Genomic DNA, 25,329 nt, shown 5'->3' with positions numbered 1-25,329 from the left:
AAGGAGGGCCGGTTTAGAGGGGGGTTGCGGGTTTTGTGAGCGGAAAACCGCTCATTGATCTCGGGCAGGCAAGCGGATTTTCGCGCATATCCGAGATCCTGTAGGAGCGAAGCTTGCCCGCGAAGGGGCCATCACTGACGCTAAAAGCTTCGCGGGCAAGCCTCGCTCCTGCAGGTTTTGCGTCGGCCGTTAGAGGAACATCTCGCGTGTCAGACCATGCCGCTGCAGCTTTTCATTAAAGGTCCGGCGCGGCAGTTGTAGCTCTTCGAGCACCGCCTTCACATCGCCTTTATGCCGGGTCAACGCCGCGCGCAAGCAGTGGGCTTCAAACGCTTCCTGCTGGGCCGCCAGCGACTGCCCGGGATCAATGCCCGCCGGTACAGGCTCGCCCAGCCCCAACACCTGACGCTCGGCGACGTTCGCCAGTTCGCGCACATTGCCCGGCCAGTCGTGGCTCAGCAAATGGCTCAACTGCGGGCCGCTCAACGGCGGGAACGTGCGGCCCAAACGCTCGGCGGCATTCTGCGCAAACGTCTCGAACAACAACGGAATGTCTTCGCGACGCTCGCGCAACGGTGGCAGGCGCAACTCCGCCACGTTCAACCGATACGCCAGATCCTCGCGAAATCGCCCGGCCCGCGCTTCATCAAGCAGATCCGGTTTGGTCGCGGCAATGATCCGCAAATCCACGCGAATGCTCTGATTCGACCCCAACCGCTCCAGCTTCTGCTCCTGCAACACCCGCAACAATTTCACCTGCTGGGCCAGGGGCATGCTTTCGATTTCATCGAGAAACAGCGTGCCGCCATCGGCGTATTCAAGCTTGCCGATGCGCTTGCCCGAAGCGCCGGTGAATGCACCGCTCTCGTGGCCGAACAGTTCGGCCTCGAACAACTGCTCGGGGATCGCCGCGCAGTTCAATGCCACAAACGGCTTGTCGGCGCGGGGTCCGAAATCATGCAGACAACGGGCAACCAGTTCCTTGCCGCTGCCGGTTTCACCACGGATCAGCACGTTGACCGGCAACGTCGCCAAATCCAGCACCTGCCGGCGCAACGTCTGCAAGCCACGGGACACACCCAACAGCGTTGCATCGAGTTTGCTGCGGTTATCGGCCTGCTCGTGCAGTGCCCGGTTTTCCAGCACCAGCTGGCGTTTTTCCAGCGCTCGGCGCAGGCTGCCCAACAGGGTTTCGGGGCTGAAAGGCTTTTCGAGGAAGTCGTAGGCGCCATCGCGCATGGCGTCGACGGCCATCGGCACATCGCCGTGGCCGGTCAGCAGGATCACCGGCAGGTCGGGATCGCGACGCTGAACTTCGCTCAGCAACTCCAGGCCGGTCATGCCGGGCATGCGCACGTCGCTGAGAATCACTCCGGGGAAATGCCCGGGCAACTGCGCCAGGCATTCATCGGCGCGGCTGAACAACTGCACGTCGAAACCCGACAGGCTCAGCCATTGTTCGACGGCGCTGCGGATGCTGCTTTCGTCGTCGACCACCATCACTGAATTCAGCATGGGCCATGAGCCTCCAGATCGATCGGCAGGGTGAGGGTAAACGCCGCGCCGTTGCCCTGATTTTCCACACTCAGGCGACCGCCCGATTCGTGAACAATGGCGAACGATACCGCCAGCCCGATGCCCAGGCCATCACCCACCGGTTTGGTGGTGAAAAACGGATCGAACACCTTCGACAGATTTTCTTCGGCAATACCGCCGCCGTTATCGGCAACGGTCAGGCGCCACAGTTGTTCGTCGGCTTCGAGACGGATCTCCAGGCGTTTGCAGGCTTTATCGTGCATCGCATCAAGGGCGTTGCGCAGCAGATTGATCAGCACCTGTTCCAGACGAATTGCGTCGCCACGCACCCAGGCGGGGCGCGTCAGGTGCAGCACCGTGCTGACCTGTTCGTCGCGCAGCCGGGTGTCGAGCAACTGCAATGATTGGTCCACCACCGCCGCGAGGTCCAGGCGTTCACGCAAACCGCTGGGGCTTTTGCGGGCAAAGGTTTTCAGGTGGCCGGTGAGGGCGGCCATGCGCGTCAGCATGTCATCCACCGGTTTGAGCGCCTTGTAGGCGTCGTCGACCCGGCCGTGATCGAGCAGCAGCCGCAGCGTCGCAAGCTGCATGCGCTGGGCGGTCAGCGGCTGGTTGATTTCGTGAGCCAGCGCGGCAGACATCTGCCCAAGCGCGGCGAGCTTGGCTGATTGCACCAGACCGTCCTGGGCCGTGCGCAAGTCGCGGGTGCGTTCTTCCACCAGTTGTTCGAGCTCTTCGCGGCTGCGCTGGCGCATTTTCGCCAGGCGCCAGCGCTGGTTGAGAAACAGCAGCAGGAACACCAGCGTCAGCCACACACCGGCAGCGGCCAGCGCGGCATTGCGAGTGTCTTCGAACGCCACTTGCGGGCGGCGCAACAGGTGCAGCGTCCAGCCTTCGGCGCTTAGCGGCAGGGATTCCCACAGGTAATCGGCCTTGCCGTCAGGGCCATCGACCCGCGCCAGGTCACTGTTGTCGTCGAAACGTCGCAGCGACTGATAGTCCAGCAGCGTCAGCGGCTGCTTGTCGTATTGGCGGGTGACCTTGAGTTCGGCGTGATCGCTGTCGTTCAGCGGTTTCAACAGGCGATAGCGCCAGCCCGGCTGGTTGGCGATGAAGATGATCCCGCGGGCATCGCTGACCAGCAGCGTGTCGCTGCCCTGGCGCCATTCGCGTTCAAGCTCGGGAAATTCGAGTTTCACCACCATCGCGCCGAGAAACTGGCCATCGTCATTGGTGACGGCGCTGGAGAGGAAGTAACCCGGAATCCCGCTGGTCACTCCCACGGCGTAAAACCGCCCGGTGCCTTGGGTGCGGGTCTGGCTGAAATAGGGGCGAAAGCCGTAGTTGTGGCCGACGTAACTGCTGGGCAAGCGCCAGTTGCTCGCGGCCACGGCGAGGCCGGTGTGATCGAGCAATTCGAGGGTTGAGGACTCGGCGGCGCCGTTGATCTTTTCCAGTTTGCGGTTCAGTGAATCCTGCTGTTCGGGCGTCACCGGGCCGTTGAGCGCCGAGCGCAATTGCGGGTCCAGCGCCAGCACGGCGGGCAGGGCGCGGTAGCGTTCAATCAAGGTGTGCAGCGATGTGGCGTACAGCGCCAATTGCTGATTGGCGCGGGCCGCATCTTCCACCAGGGCCTGGCGCTCGGCGTGACGCATGGCCAGGGTGGCCGCGATGGCGGTGCCGGCCAGGATGAGCAAGGTGTACAGCGTCAGGCGCAGTGGGCGGGAAGACTCGAACATGCGGGACATAACACAATGATTACAGGGGGCCGCACCATAACATGTCCCCTTGTAGGAGCGAGCTTGCTCGCGAAGGTGTGTCAGCTAAACAGGTGTCGACTGACACTCCATCGCGAGCGAGCTCGCTCCTACAGGGTATAGGTGGCAATAAAAAAGGCGACAGGAGAATTCCCCTGTCGCCTTTGCTGGATGGATCGAAGCGCTTACTGCACTTCTACCGCCAGGCTTTCACTGATCTTTTTCTGCCAGATGGCAGGACCGGTGATGTGGACCGACTCGCCTTTGCTGTCGACTGCGACAGTGACTGGCATGTCCTTGACGTCGAACTCGTAGATCGCTTCCATGCCCAGTTCGGCGAAAGCCACCACGCGGGATTTCTTGATGGCTTGTGCCACCAGGTAAGCCGCGCCGCCGACAGCCATCAGGTACACGGCTTTGTGGTCCTTGATCGCTTCGATCGCGGTCGGGCCGCGCTCGGATTTGCCGATCATGCCCAACAGGCCGGTTTGCTCGAGGATCTGACGAGTGAACTTGTCCATCCGCGTCGCGGTGGTCGGACCGGCAGGGCCCACCACTTCTTCGCGCACCGGATCAACCGGGCCGACGTAGTAGATGAATCGACCGTTGAGGTCCACCGGCAAGGTTTCACCCTTGTTCAGCATCTCGACCATGCGCTTGTGCGCCGCGTCGCGACCGGTGAGCATCTTGCCGTTGAGCAGGACGGTTTCGCCCGGCTTCCAGCTCTGCACATCTTCCGGGGTCAGGGTGTCGAGGTTGACACGGCGAGCCGACGGACCGGCTTCCCAGACGATTTCCGGGTAGGCGTCCAGCGGTGGCGCTTCCAGCGAGGCCGGGCCGGAACCGTCGAGCACGAAGTGCGCGTGACGGGTGGCGGCGCAGTTCGGGATCATGCACACCGGCAACGAAGCGGCGTGGGTCGGGTAATCCATGATCTTCACGTCGAGCACGGTGGTCAGGCCACCCAGGCCCTGGGCGCCGATGCCCAGTTGGTTGACCTTCTCGAACAGCTCCAGGCGCATCTCTTCGATACGATTGGACGGGCCGCGCTTTTTCAGCTCGTGGATGTCGATGGATTCCATCAACACTTCCTTGGCCATGACCGCCGCTTTCTCGGCGGTGCCGCCGATGCCGATGCCAAGCATGCCCGGTGGGCACCAGCCGGCGCCCATGGTCGGAACGGTCTTCAACACCCAGTCGACGATCGAGTCGGACGGGTTGAGCATGGCCATCTTCGACTTGTTCTCGGAACCGCCGCCCTTGGCTGCCACGTCCACTTCCACGGTGTTACCCGGAACGATGGAGTAGTGGATAACGGCCGGGGTGTTGTCCTTGGTGTTCTTGCGAGCGCCCGCCGGGTCGGCGAGGATCGAGGCACGCAGGACGTTTTCCGGCAGGTTGTAAGCCCGGCGCACGCCTTCGTTGATCATGTCGTCCAGGCCCATGGTGGCGCCATCCCAACGCACGTCCATGCCCACACGGACGAACACCGTCACGATGCCGGTGTCCTGGCAGATCGGGCGGTGGCCGGTGGCGCACATGCGCGAGTTGATCAGGATCTGCGCCATCGAATCGCGGGCTGCCGGCGATTCTTCACGCAGGTAGGCCTCGTGCATCGCCTGGATGAAGTCAACGGGGTGGTAATAGGAAATGAACTGCAGGGCGTCGGCAACGCTCTGAATCAGGTCGTCTTGCTTGATCACGGTCATGAGTCGCGCTCCTCTAAAAGACGGGAACATTCTATGGGGCAGCTTCAAGCCATAAGCTGCAAGCGGCAAGCTGAAGCAGTACGCGGTCTGCTCTGAACTTGCCGCTTGAAGCTTGAGGCTTGAAGCTGACCCTCAGGGTCACAAGGCACGCCGGGCATGCTGGCGCGACGCTAAAAAGGCGCGGCAGTATAACGCGCCTCGGTGCCGTAAACACCCGCTGGCAGTCAATCGTTGGTCGCATATGCCGGCGACGCCGATGAAACCTGTGGGAGCGGGCTTGCCCGCGATGGCGGTCCAGCATTCGACATAAAGGGTGAAGGTGATGGCCCCATCGCGGGCAAGCCCGCTCCCACAGGTTTATGTGAAAATTTGCGGAAATCCGGGTCATGGTTGTGCCGGCAGTTTTTTCGCCCTGAAAATTGAATGGTCATTTATCGGTCGCGCCACTAAAGTGGCATCCGGCCTGTAGAGTAGGACACTCTGACGGTCTCCTTTCGCACGGTGAGTCAACGATTGACCCATAACGCTATCCAGCGCCTTTTGCTCAAACGCTTTGCCCTCGCAGCCGGCACCTACGCCCTGGCCTTGCTGCTACTGTGGCTGGCGTTTTTTACCGGGCATTACGATCAACCGCTGGCCAGCGTGGCCGTCGGCAGTGCACTGGTCGTCATCAGCCAGGGCGCCTTGTTTGTCGTGTTTTACAGCGGCTGCAATTTACGTTTTTCCGACCCCAGCCTGACCGAAGTCCAGGTGTTGCTGGGCCTGGGCTGGCAAACCTGGCTGATCGCCAACCTCGACGAGGCCCGTGGCGCGTTTCTGGTGTTCTACGTGCTGATTCTGCTGTTCGGCCTGTTCCACCTGTCGCGCCGGGCCTTCCTGCGTTGTGCATTGCTGGTGTTCTTCAGTTTCAGCGCGATCACGCTGTGGGAGGGCTACCACTTCCAGTTGCTCGACCCGGCGCTGGCGGCGTTGCAGGCGTGCGTGCTGTTCATCGTGCTGGTCTGGCTGGAGCTGTATGCCCGTTACGTCCAGGCTTCGCGACAACGCATGCGGCAGCGGCGTTTTGCTTTGCAGGCGCACCAGGACACGTTGCGCGGCATGATGCGCCAGCTCGAAGACCTGGTCGCCACCGACGAGCTGACCGGGCTGTTCAATCGCCGGCATTTCCTGCGCCTGGCCTCCCGCGAGCTCAACGCCATGGACGCCGATGTAGTGCACGGCCTGGCGCTGATCGACCTCGACCATTTCAAGCGCATCAACGATGTGCACGGCCATGCCGCCGGCGATCAGGTGCTGCAAGCCTTTGCCGCCGTGGCCACCGCTTGCTTGCGCGAAGGTGATGTTCTGGCCCGCTACGGCGGTGAAGAGTTCGTGGTGCTGTTGCCCGACTGCAACGCCGAACGCCTGACTTCGTGCTGCGAGCGGCTGCGCATTGCCTTCACCGATGTCGAGCTGATCGGCCTGGATGTCAACCATCTCAGTCTGTCGGCGGGCATGACGTTGCTGGAGTTGGGCGACGACCTCGACGACGCCTTGCAGCGGGCTGATCAGGCGCTCTATCGGGCCAAGCGTGACGGCCGCAATCGTTGCGCGGCGGCGTGGGAGAACGTCGATGCCTGAGCTGCGCGTCGGCGAGCGCCAATGGTCGGTGGCGGCGGGCAGCAACCTGCTCGATGCACTGAATCAGAATGGCGTATCGGTGCCTTACAGTTGTCGCGCCGGCAGTTGCCATGCGTGCCTGGTGCAGTGTGTGCAAGGGCTGCCAAACGACAGCCGTCCCGATGCCTTGAGCGCTGAACAGCGTCAGCAAGGTTGGCGCCTGGCGTGCCAGTGCCAGGTGGTCGAGGATTTGCAGATTCACACCTTCGACCCGCAACAGGACGGTCGCCCGGCCGAGGTGGCGGCGGTCGATTGGCTGAGCGCCAGCGTGTTGCGTTTGCGCCTGGCCCCGCAGCGTCCGTTGCGCTACAGCGCCGGGCAACATCTGGTGTTGTGGGCGGGCCTCGTGGCCCGGCCGTATTCCCTGGCCAGCCTGCCGGACGACGACCGATTTCTGGAATTCCATCTCGATTGTCGCCAATCGGGAGCGTTCAGCGATGCTGCCCGGCACTTCAAGATCGGCGATGCGATCCGCCTCGGCGAGTTGCGCGGCGGCGCCCTGCATTACGACGCGGACTGGCACACCCGACCACTCTGGCTCATGGCCGCCGGTACTGGATTGGGGCCGTTGTTCGGCGTCCTGCGCGAAGCACTGCGCCAGGATCACCAAGGCGCTATCCGCGTGATTCACCTGGCCCATGATGCCGAGGAGCATTACCTGGCCAAACCCCTGCAAGCCATGGCCGCGAGCCGCCCCAACCTGAGCATTGAGCTGTGGACGCCGGCCGAGTTGCCAGACGCTTTGGCACAACTGCGGCTTGTTTCCCGGCAAACCCAAGCCTTACTCTGCGGGGCCCCCGACAGCGTCGACGCCTTTGCCCGGCGCCTGTACCTGGCGGGACTGCCGCGCAATCAACTGCTGGCCGATGTCTTCCTGCCTCGCGGTTGAGCGCTGAAACCGCTGTTGTGGCGAGCGAGCTTGCTCGCGCTTGAGTGCGCAGCGCTCACACGTTTTTGGGGCCGCTGCGCAGCCTGGCGCGAGCAAGCTCGCTCGCCACAATGAAGTCTTCTGACCTCGCTGAGACCTGCCATGACCGATGCCATCACTGTTGAGCGCGAACGGGGCCTGCTGACCCTGCGCCTGAACCGCCCCGACAAGAAAAACGCCCTGACCCGCGCCATGTACAGCCATCTGGCTGAAGCGTTGAAGCAGGCGGATACCGATTCTGAAATCAACGCGGTGCTGATCACCGGTTCAAGCGAGTGCTTCACCGCGGGCAACGACATCGCCGATTTCCTTCAACAACCACCGAGCGACCTCGACAGCCCGGTGTTTCAGTTCATGCTGACGCTGCTTGAATGCCGCAAACCGGTGATCGCCGCCGTGGCCGGTGCCGCGGTGGGCATTGGCACGACGCTGCTGCTGCATTGCGATCTGGTGTATGTCAGCACGGACGCGCGCCTACGCATGCCGTTCGTCAACCTTGGGCTCTGCCCGGAGTTCGGTTCCAGCCTGATCCTGCCGCGTTTGCTCGGCCACGCCAAAGCGGCGGAACTGTTGCTGCTCGGCGAAGGTTTCAGTGGTGAACAGGCGGCCGCGTGGGGCATCGCGACCGAAGCGTTGAGCAGTGGTGAAGCGGCGTTGGCCAAGGCGCGGGAGATGGCGTTGCGGTTCGAGACGCTGCCGGCGGAGGCGGTGCGCATCAGCAAACAATTGATGAAAGCCCCGGACCGCGAGCCGCTGCGCAAGGCCATTGAAGAAGAGGCTGCACTGTTCACCCAGCGGCTGCGTTCTCCGGAAGCGGTGGCGGCGTTGACCGGGTTCATCAAGCGGCACTGAATTTTCGCTGACCGTACCGGCCCCATCGCCAGCAGGCTGGCTCCCACAAGGGACAGTGTTCCCACTATTCCAATGTGGGAGCTAGCCTGCTGGCGACAGGGTTGGATCAGGCAACAGGTTTTCTGGATTCAGAATGAAAAAAGCCCCGCCATTCACAGGGCGGGGCTTTTGTTTTCAGCGGTCGATCACTCAGACCATCGGGTCGCCAACGTGCAGGATTTTCATCCCGTTGGTGCCGCCGGTGGTGTGGTAGCTGTCACCCTTGGTCAGGATGACCCAGTCGCCTTTCTCAACCACGCCGCGCTTGACCAGCTCGTCGATAGCCTTCTGGCTGACTTCGTTCGGTGCCAACGAAGCCGGGTCGAACGGGATGGTGTACACGCCACGGAACATCGCCGCACGAGCCTGGGCTTCGCGGTGTGGCGTGAACGCGTAGATCGGCACCGAGGAACGGATGCGCGACATGATCAGCGGGGTGTAGCCACTTTCGGTCAGGGCGATAATCGCCTTCACGCCCGGGAAGTGGTTGGCGGTGTACATGGTCGCCAGTGCAATGCTCTCGTCGCAGCGCTGGAATTCCTTGCCGATGCGGTGGCTGGAGGTCTTGCTGGTCGGGTGCTTTTCAGCGCCGATGCAGATACGCGCCATGGCTTGCACAGCTTCCAGCGGGTACAGGCCGGCAGCACTTTCAGCCGAAAGCATCACGGCGTCGGTGTAGTCGAGCACGGCGTTGGCCACGTCGGACACTTCGGCGCGGGTCGGCATCGGGTTCTGGATCATCGACTCCATCATCTGGGTCGCGACGATCACCGCCTTGTTGTGGCGGCGTGCGTGCAGAATGATTTTCTTCTGAATGCCCACCAGCTCGGCGTCGCCGATTTCCACACCGAGGTCACCACGGGCAACCATCACCGCGTCGGAGGCCTTGATCAGGCCGTCGAGGGTTTCGTCGTCGGCCACGGCTTCGGCACGTTCGATCTTCGCCACCAGCCAGGCAGTACCGCCGGCTTCGTCGCGCAGTTGACGGGCGTATTCCATGTCGGCGGCATCACGCGGGAAGGATACCGCGAGGTAATCGACTTCCATTTCAGCAGCGAGCTTGATGTCGGCCTTGTCTTTCTCGGTCAGGGCCGGTGCAGTCAGGCCGCCACCGCGACGGTTGATGCCTTTATGGTCCGACAGCGGACCGCCGATCAGTACGGTGCAATGCAGTTCGGTGGCCGTGGCGGTATCGACGCGCATCACCACGCGGCCGTCGTCGAGCAGCAGCTCGTCGCCCACGCCGCAGTCTTTGACCAGGTCCGGGTAGTCGATGCCGACCACTTGCTGGTTGCCTTCGGTCAGAGGATGGCTGGTGGAGAAGGTGAATTGATCACCGATCTTCAGCTCGATCTTCTTGCTGGCGAATTTGGCGATACGGATTTTCGGGCCTTGCAGGTCACCCAGCAGGGCAACGAAGCGGCCGTGCTTGGCAGCCAGGTCACGCACCAGCTTCGCGCGAGCCTTGTGCTCGTCGGGGGTGCCGTGGGAGAAGTTCAGGCGGGCGACGTCCAGGCCAGCCAGAATCAGCTGTTCGAGAACTTCCGGCGAGTTACTGGCCGGGCCAAGGGTAGCGACGATTTTGGTGCGACGGACGGACATGCATAGACTCCTGAGTTCAAGCGCTGAGTGAGGCTACTATGGTCCGAAGTTGTAGTCATTGTTCGTTTGCACTACTTATTCGTTGTTTGTTTGAAACGCGCGACTTTCGTTTTACAAGCGTCCTGAAGATTTCCGCCAACGGGTCGATACAGAGCTCAAGACAGGAGATCCCCCCCATGCGATTCGTGCTCATTGCCGCCCTTGCCCTCAGTGTCACGGGCTGCACCCGTTTCTCGATGAACCATCATTTGAACAATGCCTACAGCGCTTACGATCGAGGCAATTGCGAGCAGGTGACACTCGAACTGTCCAAAGTCGAACGCGCCAGCCGTGCGCGGCCTTATGTATGGCCGGAAGTGTCGATGTTGCGCGGTTTGTGCCTGGAACGGCAGAAGCTGTTTGTCGATGCGGCCCAGACGTATCAATTCATCATCGCGTCGTACCCGCAAAGCGAATACGCCTATCGTGCCCGTGCGCGCCTGGAGACGCTGCAGAGCCTGGGTCATTACCCGTTACGTTCCGCCGCTGTCGTGCGCCCGACCCGGTTTTGACTGCTGTTCTCATTCATTCGCTGGCCGACCGGCGGGGGTGAGCTATAGTCGAATAAATCGTTTTTAGAGCATTGTTTCTAAACCGACGTAATACCTGAGACTGGCAGAAGTCAGCGACGGCGGTTTGTTGGACTGTCGCACCGGGATCGGGGAGAGCGGCCCGCATCGTTGATGCAGGCTCGTTCCGAAGCATTAGTGCGGTCCTGCTTAAGGGCCTTGCGTAGCGAATTCAGCATGTTTACCGACCGCCGGATCGAGCGGCATCAACTGCCGTATTTTCTGAAAGTGTTCAACAGCGTCACCGATAAACCGATTGGTTATCTGGGCAACGTTTCCGAGCACGGATTGATGCTCATCAGCCAGTTGCCGATGATGATCGGCGCCGATTTCGATTTGCGCCTGAAAATCCCGGCCAGCGACGGCATCCTGCAGGTCATCGATCTGCGGGCGTGTTGCCTGTGGTGCCATGAAGACGCAACCCCCAACCACTATGACGCCGGCTTCAGCCTGCAACAGGCGCCCCCGGAATATGGTCAATTGGTGGATGCGCTGAAGCAGTACTTCAGTTTTCAGCCGTTGCCTGCGTCTGCCTGAGATCAGCGGTGCCTTGACGATCGCCTTCGCGAGCAAGTCCCACATTTGATCGATGTTGAGCACAAAATTTATGTACGCAGTAGATCCAATGTGGGGGCGGGCTTGCTCGCGAAGGCGTCATTTCAAACAACGCTAACCCGGACAGTCTAAAACACCCCGGCCTTTTTCCATTCCAGATAACGCGTGACCAGCGTGGCGCCCAGTTCGCGGGTGGTGGCATCCAGCACGGCCACGCCATGCGCATTCAATCGCTCGTGCAGTTCGGCCCGTGCATTCAAGTAATCCACCGTCCCGCAATAAGTCAGCGCCTCAGGCAGCGTTTGCACCGGGGTCTGGCGTAGCCGGTCGAGCACCTCTTCGCGCAGGCTGGCCACCAGCACCCGATGTTGCTTGCTCAGGCGTTTAACGGCGGTGAGCAGTTCATCGTCGTCTTCGTCCCGCAGGTTGGTCACCAGCACCACCAGGGCCCGGCGTTTCTGTCGCGCCAGCAGTTGGGTGGTTGCCGCCTGATAGTCGGCGCTGCGCTGGGTGCTTTTCAGGTCATAGACCGTGTTGAGCAATACATTGAGTTGCCCGGTGCCTTTTACCGGGGCGAGGTAGCGCGGTTGCTCGACTGCAAAGGTGCTCAAGCCGACGGCATCACCCTGGCGCAAGGCGATATAGCTGAGCAGCAGGCAGGCATTCAGCGCGTGATCGAAATGCGCCAGCTCACTGTCCTGACTGCGCATGTGCCGGCCGCAGTCGAGCATGAAAACGATCTGCTGGTCGCGCTCGTCCTGATATTCCCGGGCAATGGGGGTGCGCTGGCGAGCGGTGGCTTTCCAGTCGATCTGGCGCAGGCTGTCGCCCTCGCGAAATTCCCGTAGCTGATGAAACTCCAGGCCCAGGCCACGTCGCTGTTGCTGGCGCACGCCGAGTTGGTTGAGCCAATTGTCTACGGCCAGCAGCTGTCCGCCATAGAGGCGGGCGAAGTCGGGGTAGACGCGGGTGTGGTCGGTCACGTTTGACAGACGTTTGTCGGACCACAGGCCTAATGGGCTCGGCAAACTGATTTCACAGCACTCGAAGCTGAAGTGGCCGCGCTTGAGCGGGCGCAGGCGATAGTTGATCAGGCTGCGCTGACCGGGCTGAAGCTCGACCGACAGTGGCAGGTTTTCGAAGCTCAGACCCTCCGGCACATGGTCGAAGACCTCAATGTTCAGTGGCTGCTGGAAATCATGTTCAACCTCCAGCCGCACGTCGCTCCAGCGACCGAGCGCCAGGCTGCCCGGCATCTGTCGGTGTACGCGGGGAGAGGGCAGGCGTTTGAGGCGAATGGCGTCAAGTATCGCCAACGCGAGCAGCGCCAGTAGTAATCCCCAGTTGATCGACATCAGGCTCGGTGGAAGCGCGATGTCCAGTGCCCTTAATGTGCCCGACACGATGCCGATGGCCAGCAGCGTGGCTAACCAGATCAGCAGCAGGCGTGACGGTTTCACAGGCGCGGCGCCGGCACTTGATCGAGCAGTTGGCGCAGAACGTGATCGACTTCCAGCCCTTCGATATCCAGCTCCGGCGCAATGCGCACACGATGGCGCAGCACCGCCAATGCGCAGCCTTTGATGTCATCCGGAATCACGAATTCACCACCGCGCAACAAAGCACGTGCCCGGGCGCAGCGCACCAGGGCGATGGAGGCCCGAGGCCCGGCGCCAAGGGTCAGGCCTGGCCAGCTGCGAGTGGTGCGGGCCAGGCGCACGGCGTAATCGAGCACTTGGTCGTCCAGCGGCAAATCGCTGGCGATGCGTTGCAGGGCCAGCACATCCTTGGCCTGCAATACCGTGCGCAGCGGTTGAACATCGAGCATGTCGGCCCTGGTCGAGCGGCTGACCTGACGCACCATGTCCACCTCCTGATCCGCATCGGGGTAGTCCATGCGGACCTTGAGCATGAAGCGGTCGAGTTCGGCTTCCGGCAGCGGGTAAGTGCCTTCCTGTTCAATCGGGTTTTGCGTGGCGAGCACCATGAACGGTTGCACGATCGGCAAGGCGCGGCCTTCGAGGGTGACCTGGCGTTCCTGCATGGCTTCGAGCAGGGCGGCCTGGGTCTTTGCGGGGGCGCGGTTGATTTCGTCGGCCAGCAACAGGTTGGTGAACAGCGGACCTTTGCGCAGTTTGAATTGCTCGGTCTGCAAGTCGTACACCGCATGGCCGGTGACGTCGCTGGGCATCAGGTCCGGGGTGAACTGGATGCGCGCGAACTCGCCGCCGAAGCAACGCGCCAAGGCTCGAACCAGCAACGTCTTGCCCAGTCCCGGGACGCCTTCGAGCAGCACGTGCCCCCCGGCGATCAGTGCCGTAAGGACATCGTCGATAACCGAGTCCTGGCCGATCAAGGCTTTTTGCAATTCGAGGCGCACGGCCTGGGCCAATTGACTGGCGCGCTGGCGTTGCTGCACGGCGTGACTCGGTGCGCCGGGCTCGATCTGTTGACTCATAAGGCGTTCCTCAAGGTTTGCAGGTGGGCGACCAGACGGCTGAATTCAACGCTGGAAAGCCGCTGCTTCGGTCGCGGGCTCATGGCCTGGCTGATGGCACGTGTGGGTTGGCCGGTCAGGCGTGCGAGCACCAACCATTGTTCGGCAACGCCGAGTTGTTCAAAACCGGGATGACGGTGCCGCACGCGGCGCAGGATGTCTTGTTGCAAGGCGTGCAGCAGGTTGCCCTGGCCCTTGCGGCGCAACATGAAATCGGCGCTGGCGCGCAGGTGTTCCTGAAGTTGCCGGCGCGCCCTTTGGGCCGGTTCCTGCACAGGGCCGTGGCGCACGCCGACACGCCAAAACCCAAGACCGATCAGGGCGACAAGTGCGATCAACGCCTGGGGGAAATAGCGCAGCAGCAACGTCAGCAGGCTGTCGTAATGGCTGTTGAACAGCAGGGTGACCTTGGTGTCGGCGGTCAGGTACCAGAGCAGCCAGGCGTTGTCGTATTGGTCGATCGCCGGGGTTTTCCACAGGTCGGCGTCGGTCACCACGATGATCGAGCCGAGCCCGTGGTTCAGCTGCATCATGTGCGTGGCCTTGCCGCTGTTGGCCCAGGCCTGGGCCAGGTTTTTCGGGTCTTCAAGATGGAACGCGGTGTCGAAGCTGGCGTAGGCCGGCGCGAGTTCATCTTCAAGGTACAGCTTGGTCAGTTTCGGGTAGGGATCATCGAGGATGTCGGGCGGCGGGTCCCGCAGGTCTTTGCTCAACGACTGGTGCAACTGCACCCGGTCGAGCAGCAAATCGTTACTCTGGCCGGTCTTTTCATCCCACAGCGATTGGGCGACAAACAAAACCCGCCCGCCCGCACGAGTCCAGTTCATCACCTGATCAATCTGCCGTGGTGTCATGTTGTAGCGGTCCCCGAGCAACAACAGACTGTGTTGATGCGGCTCCAGGGTCGGCAGGATATCCAGGCTGTTGGCATGGCTGACGTCCAGGCCCTGTTTGCGTAGAAAGTGCTCGGCGGCCAGATAAGGATTGGCCTGGGCTTCGGGGGCGGGGCCGTGATCGACTTCTGCCTGATAAGGCGTGGCGTTGAGGTACAGATAAACACTCAACGCGCCCAACAGCACGGCGATGAACACGCCGGCCGCCTGCCACCTCTGCCGGTTCATCGGACGGCTCCCGAGCCGAACAAGGCACGCCAGCCGTCACAGAGTTCCTGTTGCAGATGCGCGGGTGGCAGACGATGCCCGTAGGCCATGTTCTGCCAGTGCCCGGTCAGGTTCTTGCTGAACGCCAGCAAGGCCGGTTGCTGCAATTGCTCGACGCGCGCCAGCACCTGGCCTTCGGTGTCGGCGGCTTTCAGCGCAATATTGAAGTCATGCAACAAGTGGCTGAGCAGGGCACGATAGAGCAACCCGAGCGCCTCGCGAGGGTTGGACTGCCAGAGGCGTTCGGCGCTGGCGGCGATGTCGGCGGGCAGGGTTTCGCGATTGAGGTCCAGGCCAAAAGCCTGCTGCGGCAACGGTCGGGAAATTGTGCGGTTCAGGACGGGTCGACGGCTGACAAAGGCCTGCAACCAGTCACGGTAATACCAGAACAACAGTCCAATGGCCGCGATCACGGTCCCCCACAACATGGCCTCGATCAGCGTGGCCAATGTGCCGAAGTGTTGGCTGTTCAACAGCTTGAACAGTGCCTTCAGCCAATCGGGCGTTTCGCTTTCGCCTGCTCCTTCGGCGGCCGACTGTTCTTCACCAAAACGATAGCGCGTGACCGTTTCCTTGTTCTTGAACGGCGGCTGGTCGACGATTGCCTTGATGCTGTCCCGGGACGCCTGGCTGGTCAGTGGCTGGTCCAGCAGGCGCGGGCTGTCGGGTGAAATGACCGGCTCGGCGGCCCAGGCGGTTGGCGCCGTGGGCGTCAGCAGGAACACTGCCAGCAGCAGGGCCAGACCGGCACCGCTCAAGCGTTGGCGCAGGCGGCGGAACACCAGTTCGATATCCCAGGCTTCCAGCACCGTCCGGCGGTTCAGGTAAAGGCTGAAGCCGCAGGCCACGTAAATCGGTTCCCATACCACCAGCACCAGTGCGTAGAAGGCGTTGGTCAGGTGTTCCAGCCAGCGCCAGTCTTGTGTGGCGGCGGTGATCAGGGTCTGCCAGCTCCAGTCGAGTTCGACCTGTTGCGGCAAGAGCAAATAGAACAGCACCATCAAACCAATCCACAACGCGCTTTCCAGGTGCACGCCGATGATCGTCAGCCATCGCGAGGCACCGGCGTCACGCTGCAACAACACCTGCAAACGCTGTTGACGTGCCTCGCCACTCAGGCCTTCGAGCTGCACCACTGGCATCAGGAAACTGCGGCTCGGGCTCAATCGTCGCCAGGTCAGGCTGGCCAACAATTGCGGCCTGAGCAGCCGCGGCCATTCAAGCAACGCCTGTTTCAATGTGGGCGTTTCACCGAACATGGCTTTGGACAGGATGTACAGCGGCAGGCGGTCGAACGCCGGTTTCAGCCACCAGAAGATAAACACCGCGAGGGACGGTGAATCCCACAGCATCACGCTGAGCAGGGCGAAAACCGGCAAGGTCACGGTGGCCCAACTGGTCATCAACAGGCGTCGGTGCCGCTGGCTCAGCAGCACGCCCAGGTCCATGGCTTCCCAGGTCGGGCGCGGGCGAATGACCACACTGGCGTCACTCAGGCGCATGGCGGGTTCGTCCGGCAAACAGCAAATAGGCAATCACCAACAACCACAGCGTCGCGCCGACCACGTATTTTGTCATGGGCGCAGGGCCGGTCATGGACGACCAGTAGGCTTCGATAAACGCGGCAATCAGCAGAAACAGCATCACCCCGCAAATCAGCAGCACGCTCTTGCGCGCCGCCAATCGCAAGGCTTCGGCTCGGCGCAGACGGCCAGGGGCAATCAACGCCCAACCCAGTTGCAGGCCGGCGGCCCCCGCGAGGGCAATGGCGCTCAGTTCAAAGGCGCCGTGGCCGATCACGAATGACCAGAACGTTTGTCCGTAGCCGATGTGTGTCAGATGCCCGGCAACCGCACCGATCATCAAGCCGTTGAAGAGCAGGAAAAACGCGCTGCCCAGGCCAAACAGCAAACCGCTGGCGAAGGTCTGAAAAGCAATGCCGATGTTGTGCATGATGTAGTAACCGAACATCACCCAGTCTTCACTGGCGGCCCGTTCTACCGAGCGCCCGAGGTGCCCGGCATCAGGGTCGTACATGCCCTGCATTTCGCTGACCTGCTCGGCCGGGATCAGGTTGTAGACCAGGTCCGGGAACAGATACACCAGCAGCGCGAAGCCGATCAGGCTGCCAAAAAACATCAGGCTGGCGGCAAGCACGAAACGCCACTGCTCACGCACCAGTCGCGGGAAGTCGGCCAGGATGAAACCCAGCACATGGGCACCCAGCCGGCTGCGATGCCGATAAAGCTGTTGGTGCCCGCGCAGCACTTGCTGTTGCAACGAATCGATCAGAAAACTGCTGTAACCGCGCTCCTGGGCCAGCGCCAGGTGTTGGCAAAGACGCCGATAGTCACTGGGAAAACTGCCGGCGTGCGAGGCGTCCTTACCCTGTTCCAGCCGTTCAAGCAGCAGGGAAAACCGCTCCCATTCGGCCTTGTGGCGATTCTCGAAAAGACTTTGCTTCATGCGGGGCCCAACAAGCCGCGGGCGATGCCATTGAGTTCAGCGACCGCCCGTGGTGCGGGAACGTGCAGTGGTTCAGCGAGGATGGCGGCGAGCTCCCTGACCCTGGCTTCGGAGAGCTCACCCTGGCGTTCGGCAAATCCGAGGATGGCCCGTTGTTCGGTCAGTTTCAGGGCGAAAACCGGGCGCAAAGGTTGGGCGTCGGGCAGTTGCGGGCGGGTGAGCGGTTGTTCGCGGTAGATCACCAGCGTGCCGGCGGCCAGATCACCGAGGCGCTTGAAACTGGGGTGTTGCAGGCAACTGATGGCCCCGAGGAAATAGCCGAACGGCAACATGTCGACCACTCGCAGCAGGTTGCGCAACAGCGAAGCGGACCAGCCGATCGGCGTGCCATCGTCCTGCACCACCCGCAAACCCATCCACTGTTTACCTGGCGAGCGCCCCTGATTGAGCACTTCGAACAGGACCATGTACCACCAACTCACGCCAAACAGCAGGATCGAGCCGAGCCCGGCCCCGAGTTTTCCGAGGAACGCCAGGACAACAAACAGCAGGCCGAGAATCAGCCCGCGCAACCCCAGGTCGATGGCGAACGCCAGTGCACGAACCATCAACCCGGCAGGACGCAGTGGCAAGTCGATGCCTTCCGGCGTTTCGACCTGATACCGCGTATCCAGTGGCGGGGACAGCGTTGCTTTCCTTGGCAGTGCTGTGGTCTCGAGCATGGGCTACCTGATGATGTGGCCTGATCGGGATTCTCTGTCCGTTCGATGCTAGCAGCCTCTTGGGGAAAAACGACATAACTATGTATTGCACGGTGAGTAGCCAGAGGTGATTGAATGACAAGACTACTGGCCGGGGCGGGATGTGAACGCCTAGACTTCGCCGATCTTCAGTTCAGGAATAGCCCGTGACCTCTATCTTCTGGTACGACTATGAAACCACTGGCATCAACCCCCGTTGCGACCGCCCGCTGCAAATGGCCGGGCTTCGCACTGACTTCGAGCTCAATGAGATAGACGAGCCGGTCAATCTCTACTGCCAACCCAGTGAGGATATCCTGCCGCATCCGGCGGCCTGCGCGATCACCGGCATTACGCCAGCTGTTCTGGCCGACCAAGGCCTGGGTGAAGCCGATTTCATGACCCGCGTGCATGCCCAACTCGCAGCGCCCGGCACCTGTGGCGCGGGTTACAACACCTTGCGTTTCGACGACGAGATGACCCGTTACAGCCTGTACCGAAACTTTTTCGACCCGTATGCGCGTGAGTGGCAGGGCGGTAACAGCCGTTGGGACCTGATCGATGTGGTGCGTGCGGCCTATGCCTTGCGCCCCGATGGCATCGTTTGGCCGACGGATGAAGAGGGGCGGGTGACGCTAAAACTCGAACGCCTGACCGCCGCCAATGGCATTGATCACGGCAATGCCCACGAAGCGCTGTCGGACGTTCGCGCCACCATCGCCCTGGCGCGCCTGATTCGGCAAAAGCAGCCGAAACTGTATGACTGGCTGTTTCAATTGCGCGGTAAACAAAAGGTCATGGATCAGATTCGGCTGTTGCAGCCGATGGTGCATATTTCCGGGCGCTTCTCGGCGGCACGCAGCTATGTCGGTGTGGTGTTGCCACTGGCCTGGCACCCGCGCAACAAGAACGCCTTGATTGTCTGCGACCTGCACCTGGACCCTCAGGGTTTGCTCGATCTGGATGCCGACACCTTGCGCCAACGGTTGTATACCCGTCGCGATGACTTGGCCGAGGGCGAGTTGCCGGTGCCGCTCAAGCTTATCCACATCAACAAATGCCCGGTGGTGGCGCCGTTGTCGGTACTTCGTCCTGAAGACCAGCAACGCCTGGGGCTCGATATGGCGCTCTATCAGGAGCGCGCGCTGCGGCTAAGTGACGCACAAAAAGTGTGGCGAGATAAAGTTCAGGCGATTTATGCCAGCGAGGACTTTTCCTCGAGCCAAGACCCCGAGCAACAGTTATACGCCGGTTTTATCGGTGATCGGGATCGGCGTCTATGCGAGCAAGTCAGAGCGTCCGACCCTGCGCAATTAGCACAAGAGCAATGGCCTTTCGATGATGAACGCCTGCCTGAATTATTGTTTCGATATCGCGCACGCAACTTCCCCGATACGTTGAGTTTCGAAGAGCAAGAACGCTGGCGAATATTCTGTCAGAAACGTTTGTCAGACCCTGAATGGGGCGCACCCAATACCCTGGAAACTTTTGTCGAGGCTGCCGCGCAACTGACGGTTGCTGCTACATCGTTTCAGCGAGAGGTGCTTGATCAATGGCAGGATTATGTCCAGGCATTACGCAAACGTTTAAATCTTTGAAAACGAAAATACCCGTGGCCTGAAAGTCGGGCATAAAAAAACGCCAGCTATTGCTGGCGTTATTTTTTGTCGCGGATAAGTCTTTGACAAGCTCTGCGGCTTAGCCCAGCAGAGTAGCCCAGCCTTCAACCACGTCACCGCCCCACTTGGCTTTCCACTCTTTCAGCGTCTTGTGGTTGCCACCTTTGGTTTCGATGACTTCGCCGTTGTGCGGGTTTTTGTATTGTTTAACTTTACGAGCACGTTTGGTGCCGGTAGTTTTTACTGCGCCGCCGCGTGGAGCCTTGGTTTTAGACTCTGGATCCAACAGCGCGATGATGTCACGCAGGGACTTGGAGTATTCGCCCATCAAGGTGCGCAGTTTGCCTTCGAATTCCAGCTCGGTTTGCAGTTTGTCGTCTTGGGACAGGTTCTTCAAACGGGCTTGCAGCTCTTTGATAGCTTCTTCGGTGGCGCGGTATTCGTTGATCAAGGACATGAGGACTACCTTATGTTGGGCGCTGGATGGCAGGTGACAGTGCCGCAATAATAGTCAGGGTGTTTCATCAAGTAAACATTAAACCGAAGTTTATTTAATTTAGTTGCGGTCAATAGGGCGTCAATCGAATGTCAGTTAAATAAAGTGTCATGCAGTCATCACGAATATTGACAATCGCGCTCTTGAAGATGGGCCAAAGAGCACCAACGCGCGGGCAGCGCGTACCGCCAGAACCTGCGTCGTCGACCCTTCGTGCAACGTGCGGCGTGATCAATACTGCAGTTTTGCTGCGCAATCGCTAGAATGGCGGCCTTTGCGAAGTTCTGGAGTTTCCCCCTCATGCGCACTTTTCGGCTGGTGATTGCTTGCCCGGACCGCGTCGGCATCGTTGCTAAAGTCAGTAACTTTCTGGCGTCACATAACGGCTGGATCACTGAAGCGAGCCATCACTCGGACAATCTCAGTGGCTGGTTCTTCATGCGTCACGAAATTCGTGCCGATTCGCTGCCTTTCGGTATCGAAGCGTTTCGCGAAGCGTTTGCACCGATTGCCGAAGAGTTCTCGATGAACTGGCGCATCACCGATACCGAGCAGAAAAAGCGCGTGGTATTGATGGCGAGTCGCGAGTCTCACTGCCTGGCCGACTTACTGCATCGCTGGCACAGCGATGAACTGGATTGCGAAATTTCCTGCGTGATTTCCAACCATGACGACTTGCGCAGCATGGTTGAGTGGCACGGTATTCCTTACTACCACGTTCCGGTCAATCCGCAGGACAAGGAACCTGCCTTCGCCGAAGTCTCGCGTCTGGTCAAACAGCACGATGCCGAGGTGGTGGTACTTGCCCGCTACATGCAAATCCTGCCGCCCGAGTTGTGCAGCGAATATGCGCACAAGGTGATCAACATTCACCACAGCTTCCTGCCATCGTTCGTGGGCGCCAAGCCGTATCATCAGGCATCGTTGCGGGGTGTGAAGTTGATTGGCGCCACTTGCCACTATGTGACCGAAGAGCTGGACGCCGGTCCGATCATTGAGCAGGACGTGGTACGGGTTAGCCACAGCGACAGTATCGAAGACATGGTGCGTTTCGGGCGCGATGTCGAGAAGATGGTGTTGGCTCGTGGTCTGCGTTATCACCTGGAAGACCGGGTGTTGGTGCATGGCAATAAAACCGTGGTGTTCTGATAGTCATACGGCACGGTTGAAATTCGAAGGGCCTGGGCGTTCAATCGCTTCAGGCCCTTTGTTGTTTCTGACCTGAGGATATGTTGATGGCTGATCCACTCGATAAAGCGACTTCCAGGGCACCTGCCACGTTGGGGGAGGGGTGTTTGAGTCGTTATGACCCGGATGAGTTGGGCGCTGAAGATGGCACTGAGTTTCCGGGGGCGGTGGAGTTGTGGGAGGCGTTGAATCCTGAGGCTGAGCTTTTACCTGCGGAAGAAGTTGTGAAGCCTGGTTGAGTGGGCGCTTTGATGGTGTACATATCCGTTATGTCGGTAACGGCTGCTATTGGTTCCGCCCTTACGGCGGGTCACTTTCGAAAAGCGCGAAAGTAACCAAAGCGCTTCTGCCCTGTCGTTCGGTGCCTCGCTAAGGCTCGGCATGCCCTCGCTCCGGTCCTGCTCCGTGGGCCCGCCGCCATCGGCCATCCATGGCCGGGGGCGGCTAACCCGGCATCCATGCCGGGTTGCCCACTGCGCAGAACCTGCGCTCGGCCTCTCGAGGGGCGGTGCATCAAAATCAAAAGCACGGCGGCCTGCAGGCCGGCCTGATTGGGGAATACGCATTCCCCTGTAGTAGCGAGCTTGCTCGCGAAGAACGTCAATGATGGCGCGTTTTTAACAGGATAAACGCGGTGCCTGTGCGTCCATCGCGAGCAAGCTCGCTCCTACAGGGGGGCGGCGATTTCAGGCGTTACGTTCGCTTTTGATCTTGCCGTTGCTTTGCTTTGGCTTCAGATCTGCCGCCCCTTTCCCAGAGGCCGAACGCAGGCGTTGCGCAGGGGCTACCGCGGCAAGGATGCCGCGGTAGCCGCCCCCGGCCAGGGATGGCCGATGGCGGCGGGCCCCCGGAGCAATGCCGGAGTGAGGGCATGCCGAGCCTAAGCGAGGCACCGAATGGAGGGGCAAAGCGCTTTGGTTACTTTCGACTGGGCCGGCTTCCGGATTTTCGAAAGTGACTCGCTGTAAAAGCGAAACCAATATCAGCCATTACCGCAGCAACGGATATGTACACAATCAAAAAACCTAAGCCTGCTTAAACCTCAACAACTTCTTCAACAACGGCCGCCCCAGCATCAGCAAAAACACCGGCCCTCCCACCAGCAAATAAAAGTAATAAGTCACCGCCCGCCAAATCAGAATCGCCGCCGCTGCCGTCGATTTCCCCACCATCGGTGCCAATAACGCCGCCGACGTCAACTCCGCCGCCCCAGCGCCCCCGGGCAACAAACTGAACTGCCCCGCACTCAACGAAAGCATTTGAATCAGAAAACTCCAGGCCCATTGCAAATCCGCTCCCAGCCCACGCAACGCCAGATACAACACGCTGTAACGCAGCACCCAATGCAGGCAAGTCAAGGCAAACACCGTGATCAACGTCTGAACAGGCAACTTCAACGTGTCAGTAAACGCCGCCAGAAAATGCAGGAGTTTTCGTGCCCAGCGCACTCGGGTGGTGGTTTTGACATTGAGGCGAGCCAGCAACCGACCGCTCAGGCGAATCAGCAAGCGGTGGTAGCGGGCCACCACCACACAACTGAGCAAACCACCGAACATCGAAATCGCGCTGACCATCAGCAACCACTCCATGCGCTGGCTCAGGTGCTGGAACACCGCATAAATCAGAATCCCGCTCAGCGCGCAGAGGAAAAACAGCAAATCGCTCAACTGGTCCATGGCGAACACCGCGCTGCCCCTGGCCGGACGCACGCCTTGGCGCGCCAGCAGCGCCATGATGGTCAGCGGTCCGCCACTGCCGCCGGGCGTGGCGCAGTAAGCGAATTCGGCCGCCATCACCACGCCGAGGCTTTTGATTCGGCCCACCTTGTCGCGCTGATCCCCGAGCAACAAGCGCAGGCGCATTGTGTTCAACACCCAGCACAACAGGATCATGCCGAACATGATCAACAGCCAGCCCAAGGGAAACTTGCCCAACCGAGACCAGGTTTCACCGCCACCCAGCAATGACGGAATCAGCACCGCGGCAAGCAGGGCGACGAGCAACAGAATCCCGCGACTCATGCGGCGCGACCGATACGGTCGGAGTGCTGCGCCAGCCAGTGGGCTTTGGTCATCGGTACACGGCCCTCGTCGAGCAAGCGTTTCAAGGTATTTAGCCAGTAACTGCGCGAGAACGCGTGGCGCATGTCGACCGGGTGCAAGCCGAGGCGAATCACTGGCGCTTGCCGCCAGCGTTGTTCGCGCTGATCGCTGACCAGCTTCGACAACCCTCGGCGCCAGGCGCTGCGTGCGCTCCAGACCAGGCCGGGGGCGTAGATCGCCGTGAAATCCGGCAGGCGATACAGATGCTGTGGATCACTGGTATAGCTCAGCGGCAATTGGCGCAGGGCTTGGCGGGTGCCTTCGCTCATCAACCAGGCCGGGGCGACGAAGCCCTTAAGCGGCCAGTTGTAACGGTGGAACACGTCGATGCCGGCGCGCAGGCGGGCGAAAGCGGCTTGTTGTGACAGGCTGTAAAACTCGCCTTCGTGGGTGTAGATCCGGCGCATGAACCAGTCTCGGGGAGTGTGGGGGAACGTGTCTTCATCGCAATGAAAGTAGCCGTGCAGCGCCAGTTCGTCACCTCGGGCGATACGGCTGCTGAGCAAGCGCCGAAACTCCGGATGAGCCTCCAGGTCGTTGTGCTTGTGAAAGTTCGGCACCACCAGCCAAGTCATCGGCACCTCGCCCAAGGCGTCGACGGCTTCGACGAAGGGTTGGTAATCGCCCCAGGTTTGCGGTGCGACATCATGCAACACCAAGAGCAGGCTGGGCGCGTTCATCGGCTCAACCATTTGCCGCTAGCGGCCAGTGGCTGCCGAGCACGGCGTGGTAGTGGCCCAACAGGCTGTTGACCACGGTGTCCCAGGCGTAATGCTGCTCGACATGGCTGCGCGCCTGTTTACCGAGGACGGCGCTGCCCGAGCTGAACAGTTCACGTACGGCGTTGGCCATCGCCATCGAATCGTTCGGCGTGCAGAGCAGGCCGCAGTGTTCGGTGACGATTTCCTGAAAAGCTCCGGCCGCCACGGCCACCACCGGAATGCCGCTGGCCATGGCTTCGAGGATCACCAGACCGAAGGTTTCCTGATCGCCGGCATGCAACAGCGCATCGGCGCTGGCCATCAATCGCGCGACCTGCGTCGCCGGGCAGAACTCATCGATCACGGTGACGTTGTCCGGCACCAGGGCAGGCATCGAAGAACCCACCAGCAGCAAGTGATAGCGCCGGCCCAGGCGTTTCATGCAGTTGAGCAGAACCGGCAGGTTTTTTTCCTTGGAGCCGCGTCCGGCGAAGATCAGCAGATGAGTGTTTTCATCGATGCCCAGTTCGGCCCGCAGGCCTGGGTCTCGTGCACTGGGGTTGAAGGTTTGCAAGTCGACGCCCAGCGGTTGTACGAAAACGTTCTTCACCCCAAGGCCAACCAGTTTGTCGACCATGACCTGGCTCGGCGCCAACACCCGGTCGAAGTTGCCATACAGTTTGCTGACATAGGCTTCGACATTGGTGGTCACCCAATTGCCCATGCGGTTGCTGACCAGCAAAGGCAAATCCGAGTGATAGAAGCCGATTACCGGCACATCAAGTTGCCGCCGGGCGTCCAGGGCTGCCCACGCGGTGAGATAGGGATCGCCGACTTCAATCAGGTCGGGCTGCAAATCCTGCAGGACATTGCGCCAGGGCGCGAGACGGAGGGGGAAGCGATAACCCTTGCCGAAGGGTAGGGCGGGGGCCGGAACCGTATAAATGCCATCATCTTCGCTCAAGGACGACCCGGGGATCAGAAGACTGTGGCGAATGCCGGGCTTGATGCCGAGGCGACGGTGTTTTGCATCCAGATAAGTGCGCACGCCACCGCTGGCTGGGGCGTAGAACATGGTTATGTCAGCGATATGCACGATGAACATCCCTCCGGTC

22 protein-coding genes are annotated in these 25,329 nt (G+C 60.8%); 8 read left to right on the top strand and 14 right to left on the bottom strand.

The features are described 5' to 3' along the window. Positions 1 to 189: 189 nt before the first annotated feature. The 3 genes from ACA057_RS25255 to ACA057_RS25245 all read right to left on the bottom strand — a co-directional run bounded on the left by ACA057_RS25255 (position 190) and on the right by ACA057_RS25245 (position 5,002). Positions 190 to 1,515: a sigma-54-dependent transcriptional regulator gene (locus ACA057_RS25255; protein WP_497343271.1), complete on the bottom strand. Its 1,326-nt coding sequence runs from the start codon at positions 1,513 to 1,515 to the stop codon at positions 190 to 192. Next, positions 1,509 to 3,275, bottom strand: a complete 1,767-nt coding sequence (locus ACA057_RS25250) for a sensor histidine kinase (RefSeq protein ID WP_497343269.1) — start codon at positions 3,273 to 3,275, stop codon at positions 1,509 to 1,511. Before ACA057_RS25250 ends, ACA057_RS25255 begins: the two co-directional genes overlap by 7 nt. A 203-nt stretch (positions 3,276 to 3,478) precedes the next feature. Beyond that, positions 3,479 to 5,002 carry a fumarate hydratase gene (locus ACA057_RS25245; protein WP_497343267.1) on the bottom strand — a complete coding sequence of 508 codons (1,524 nt, stop codon included), beginning with the start codon at positions 5,000 to 5,002 and terminating at the stop codon, positions 3,479 to 3,481. Positions 5,003 to 5,515: 513 nt separating this feature from the next. On the opposite strand from ACA057_RS25245, the gene ACA057_RS25240 reads away from it, so the two are divergent. From ACA057_RS25240 to ACA057_RS25230, 3 genes are all read left to right on the top strand, one after another. After that, positions 5,516 to 6,622 (top strand): GGDEF domain-containing protein, encoded by a 1,107-nt coding sequence (locus ACA057_RS25240; RefSeq protein WP_497343265.1) that lies wholly within the window; start codon positions 5,516 to 5,518, stop codon positions 6,620 to 6,622. Then, positions 6,615 to 7,550, top strand: coding sequence for an iron-sulfur-binding ferredoxin reductase (locus ACA057_RS25235; RefSeq protein ID WP_497343263.1), 936 nt, complete (start codon positions 6,615 to 6,617; stop codon positions 7,548 to 7,550). The genes ACA057_RS25240 and ACA057_RS25235 overlap by 8 nt, the downstream gene beginning before the upstream one ends. Before the next feature lie 141 nt (positions 7,551 to 7,691). After that, entirely contained in the window at positions 7,692 to 8,441 is a 750-nt protein-coding gene (locus ACA057_RS25230) for an enoyl-CoA hydratase-related protein (RefSeq protein WP_497343261.1), read from the top strand. A gap of 189 nt (positions 8,442 to 8,630) precedes the next feature. On the opposite strand, the gene pyk is transcribed toward ACA057_RS25230, so the two are convergent. Next, positions 8,631 to 10,082 (bottom strand): pyruvate kinase, encoded by a 1,452-nt coding sequence (pyk, locus tag ACA057_RS25225; RefSeq protein ID WP_497343259.1) that lies wholly within the window; start codon positions 10,080 to 10,082, stop codon positions 8,631 to 8,633. Positions 10,083 to 10,258: 176 nt separating this feature from the next. On the opposite strand from pyk, the gene ACA057_RS25220 reads away from it, so the two are divergent. Both ACA057_RS25220 and ACA057_RS25215 read left to right on the top strand, forming a co-directional pair. Further along, positions 10,259 to 10,633, top strand: coding sequence for a tetratricopeptide repeat protein (locus ACA057_RS25220; protein WP_059402233.1), 375 nt, complete (start codon positions 10,259 to 10,261; stop codon positions 10,631 to 10,633). Between the two features lie 234 nt (positions 10,634 to 10,867). Next, on the top strand, positions 10,868 to 11,227 hold the full coding sequence (locus ACA057_RS25215) for a PilZ domain-containing protein (protein WP_401364125.1): 360 nt from the start codon (positions 10,868 to 10,870) through the stop codon (positions 11,225 to 11,227). A gap of 146 nt (positions 11,228 to 11,373) precedes the next feature. Here ACA057_RS25215 and ACA057_RS25210 read toward each other — a convergent pair whose 3' ends face one another. The 6 genes from ACA057_RS25210 to ACA057_RS25185 are packed head-to-tail and all read right to left on the bottom strand — an operon-like array spanning position 11,374 to position 18,090. Then, on the bottom strand, positions 11,374 to 12,705 hold the full coding sequence (locus ACA057_RS25210) for a DUF58 domain-containing protein (protein ID WP_497343256.1): 1,332 nt from the start codon (positions 12,703 to 12,705) through the stop codon (positions 11,374 to 11,376). Next, the gene (locus ACA057_RS25205; RefSeq protein WP_401364131.1) at positions 12,702 to 13,703 is read right to left on the bottom strand and encodes an AAA family ATPase; all 1,002 of its coding nucleotides are present in this window, start codon (positions 13,701 to 13,703) and stop codon (positions 12,702 to 12,704) included. The genes ACA057_RS25210 and ACA057_RS25205 overlap by 4 nt, the downstream gene beginning before the upstream one ends. Then, positions 13,700 to 14,863, bottom strand: coding sequence for a DUF4350 domain-containing protein (locus ACA057_RS25200; RefSeq protein ID WP_497343254.1), 1,164 nt, complete (start codon positions 14,861 to 14,863; stop codon positions 13,700 to 13,702). Before ACA057_RS25200 ends, ACA057_RS25205 begins: the two co-directional genes overlap by 4 nt. Next, the gene (locus ACA057_RS25195) at positions 14,860 to 16,404 is read right to left on the bottom strand and encodes a DUF4129 domain-containing protein (RefSeq protein ID WP_497343252.1); all 1,545 of its coding nucleotides are present in this window, start codon (positions 16,402 to 16,404) and stop codon (positions 14,860 to 14,862) included. Before ACA057_RS25195 ends, ACA057_RS25200 begins: the two co-directional genes overlap by 4 nt. Continuing rightward, positions 16,391 to 17,368 (bottom strand): stage II sporulation protein M, encoded by a 978-nt coding sequence (locus ACA057_RS25190; RefSeq protein ID WP_497343250.1) that lies wholly within the window; start codon positions 17,366 to 17,368, stop codon positions 16,391 to 16,393. The genes ACA057_RS25195 and ACA057_RS25190 overlap by 14 nt, the downstream gene beginning before the upstream one ends. Beyond that, a complete protein-coding gene (locus tag ACA057_RS25185; RefSeq protein WP_497343248.1) occupies positions 17,365 to 18,090 on the bottom strand; it encodes an RDD family protein in 726 nt (241 codons plus the stop codon). The genes ACA057_RS25190 and ACA057_RS25185 overlap by 4 nt, the downstream gene beginning before the upstream one ends. Before the next feature lie 185 nt (positions 18,091 to 18,275). Here ACA057_RS25185 and sbcB point away from each other — a divergent pair, with 185 nt between their 5' ends. Then, positions 18,276 to 19,706, top strand: coding sequence for an exodeoxyribonuclease I (sbcB, locus tag ACA057_RS25180; protein ID WP_497343246.1), 1,431 nt, complete (start codon positions 18,276 to 18,278; stop codon positions 19,704 to 19,706). A 100-nt stretch (positions 19,707 to 19,806) separates the two neighbouring features. On the opposite strand, the gene mvaT is transcribed toward sbcB, so the two are convergent. After that, a complete protein-coding gene (gene mvaT, locus ACA057_RS25175; protein ID WP_007933316.1) occupies positions 19,807 to 20,184 on the bottom strand; it encodes a histone-like nucleoid-structuring protein MvaT in 378 nt (125 codons plus the stop codon). 339 nt (positions 20,185 to 20,523) lie between these two features. Here mvaT and purU point away from each other — a divergent pair, with 339 nt between their 5' ends. Both purU and ACA057_RS25165 read left to right on the top strand, forming a co-directional pair. Then, positions 20,524 to 21,372: a formyltetrahydrofolate deformylase gene (gene purU / locus ACA057_RS25170; RefSeq protein WP_059402225.1), complete on the top strand. Its 849-nt coding sequence runs from the start codon at positions 20,524 to 20,526 to the stop codon at positions 21,370 to 21,372. 86 nt (positions 21,373 to 21,458) lie between these two features. Beyond that, positions 21,459 to 21,650: a hypothetical protein gene (locus tag ACA057_RS25165; RefSeq protein ID WP_497343244.1), complete on the top strand. Its 192-nt coding sequence runs from the start codon at positions 21,459 to 21,461 to the stop codon at positions 21,648 to 21,650. 786 nt (positions 21,651 to 22,436) lie between these two features. Here ACA057_RS25165 and gpgF read toward each other — a convergent pair. The 3 genes from gpgF to gpgS are packed head-to-tail and all read right to left on the bottom strand — an operon-like array spanning position 22,437 to position 25,319. Beyond that, positions 22,437 to 23,432, bottom strand: a complete 996-nt coding sequence (gpgF, locus tag ACA057_RS25160) for a glucosaminyl phosphatidylglycerol flippase (protein WP_497343242.1) — start codon at positions 23,430 to 23,432, stop codon at positions 22,437 to 22,439. After that, complete coding sequence (gene gpgD / locus ACA057_RS25155; protein WP_497343240.1) at positions 23,429 to 24,205, bottom strand: N-acetylglucosaminyl phosphatidylglycerol deacetylase; 777 nt, start codon at positions 24,203 to 24,205, stop codon at positions 23,429 to 23,431. Before gpgD ends, gpgF begins: the two co-directional genes overlap by 4 nt. After that, positions 24,198 to 25,319: an N-acetylglucosaminyl phosphatidylglycerol synthase gene (gene gpgS / locus ACA057_RS25150; RefSeq protein ID WP_497343238.1), complete on the bottom strand. Its 1,122-nt coding sequence runs from the start codon at positions 25,317 to 25,319 to the stop codon at positions 24,198 to 24,200. The genes gpgD and gpgS overlap by 8 nt, the downstream gene beginning before the upstream one ends. Between the last annotated feature and the right edge of the window lie 10 nt (positions 25,320 to 25,329).

This window comes from Pseudomonas sp. LBUM1661 (genome assembly GCF_059695925.1).
This window is presented reverse-complemented; position numbering and strand designations above follow the sequence as displayed.

Excerpts from the sequence above, each read along its gene's own strand:
- ACA057_RS25245 (WP_497343267.1), bottom strand. The coding sequence starts at position 5,002 with ATGACCGTGATCAAGCAAGACGACCTGATTCAGAGCGTTGCCGACGCC.
- ACA057_RS25195 (WP_497343252.1), bottom strand. The coding sequence starts at position 16,404 with ATGCGCCTGAGTGACGCCAGTGTGGTCATTCGCCCGCGCCCGACCTGG.
- gpgF (WP_497343242.1), bottom strand. The coding sequence starts at position 23,432 with ATGAGTCGCGGGATTCTGTTGCTCGTCGCCCTGCTTGCCGCGGTGCTG.
- purU (WP_059402225.1), top strand. The coding sequence starts at position 20,524 with ATGCGCACTTTTCGGCTGGTGATTGCTTGCCCGGACCGCGTCGGCATC.
- ACA057_RS25235 (WP_497343263.1), top strand. The coding sequence starts at position 6,615 with ATGCCTGAGCTGCGCGTCGGCGAGCGCCAATGGTCGGTGGCGGCGGGC.
- pyk (WP_497343259.1), bottom strand. The coding sequence starts at position 10,082 with ATGTCCGTCCGTCGCACCAAAATCGTCGCTACCCTTGGCCCGGCCAGT.
- ACA057_RS25220 (WP_059402233.1), top strand. The coding sequence starts at position 10,259 with ATGCGATTCGTGCTCATTGCCGCCCTTGCCCTCAGTGTCACGGGCTGC.
- ACA057_RS25215 (WP_401364125.1), top strand. The coding sequence starts at position 10,868 with ATGTTTACCGACCGCCGGATCGAGCGGCATCAACTGCCGTATTTTCTG.
- gpgD (WP_497343240.1), bottom strand. The coding sequence starts at position 24,205 with ATGGTTGAGCCGATGAACGCGCCCAGCCTGCTCTTGGTGTTGCATGAT.
- ACA057_RS25165 (WP_497343244.1), top strand. The coding sequence starts at position 21,459 with ATGGCTGATCCACTCGATAAAGCGACTTCCAGGGCACCTGCCACGTTG.
- mvaT (WP_007933316.1), bottom strand. The coding sequence starts at position 20,184 with ATGTCCTTGATCAACGAATACCGCGCCACCGAAGAAGCTATCAAAGAG.
- ACA057_RS25190 (WP_497343250.1), bottom strand. The coding sequence starts at position 17,368 with ATGAAGCAAAGTCTTTTCGAGAATCGCCACAAGGCCGAATGGGAGCGG.
- gpgS (WP_497343238.1), bottom strand. The coding sequence starts at position 25,319 with ATGTTCATCGTGCATATCGCTGACATAACCATGTTCTACGCCCCAGCC.
- ACA057_RS25200 (WP_497343254.1), bottom strand. The coding sequence starts at position 14,863 with ATGAACCGGCAGAGGTGGCAGGCGGCCGGCGTGTTCATCGCCGTGCTG.
- ACA057_RS25255 (WP_497343271.1), bottom strand. The coding sequence starts at position 1,515 with ATGCTGAATTCAGTGATGGTGGTCGACGACGAAAGCAGCATCCGCAGC.
- ACA057_RS25230 (WP_497343261.1), top strand. The coding sequence starts at position 7,692 with ATGACCGATGCCATCACTGTTGAGCGCGAACGGGGCCTGCTGACCCTG.
- ACA057_RS25205 (WP_401364131.1), bottom strand. The coding sequence starts at position 13,703 with ATGAGTCAACAGATCGAGCCCGGCGCACCGAGTCACGCCGTGCAGCAA.
- ACA057_RS25250 (WP_497343269.1), bottom strand. The coding sequence starts at position 3,275 with ATGTTCGAGTCTTCCCGCCCACTGCGCCTGACGCTGTACACCTTGCTC.
- ACA057_RS25185 (WP_497343248.1), bottom strand. The coding sequence starts at position 18,090 with ATGCTCGAGACCACAGCACTGCCAAGGAAAGCAACGCTGTCCCCGCCA.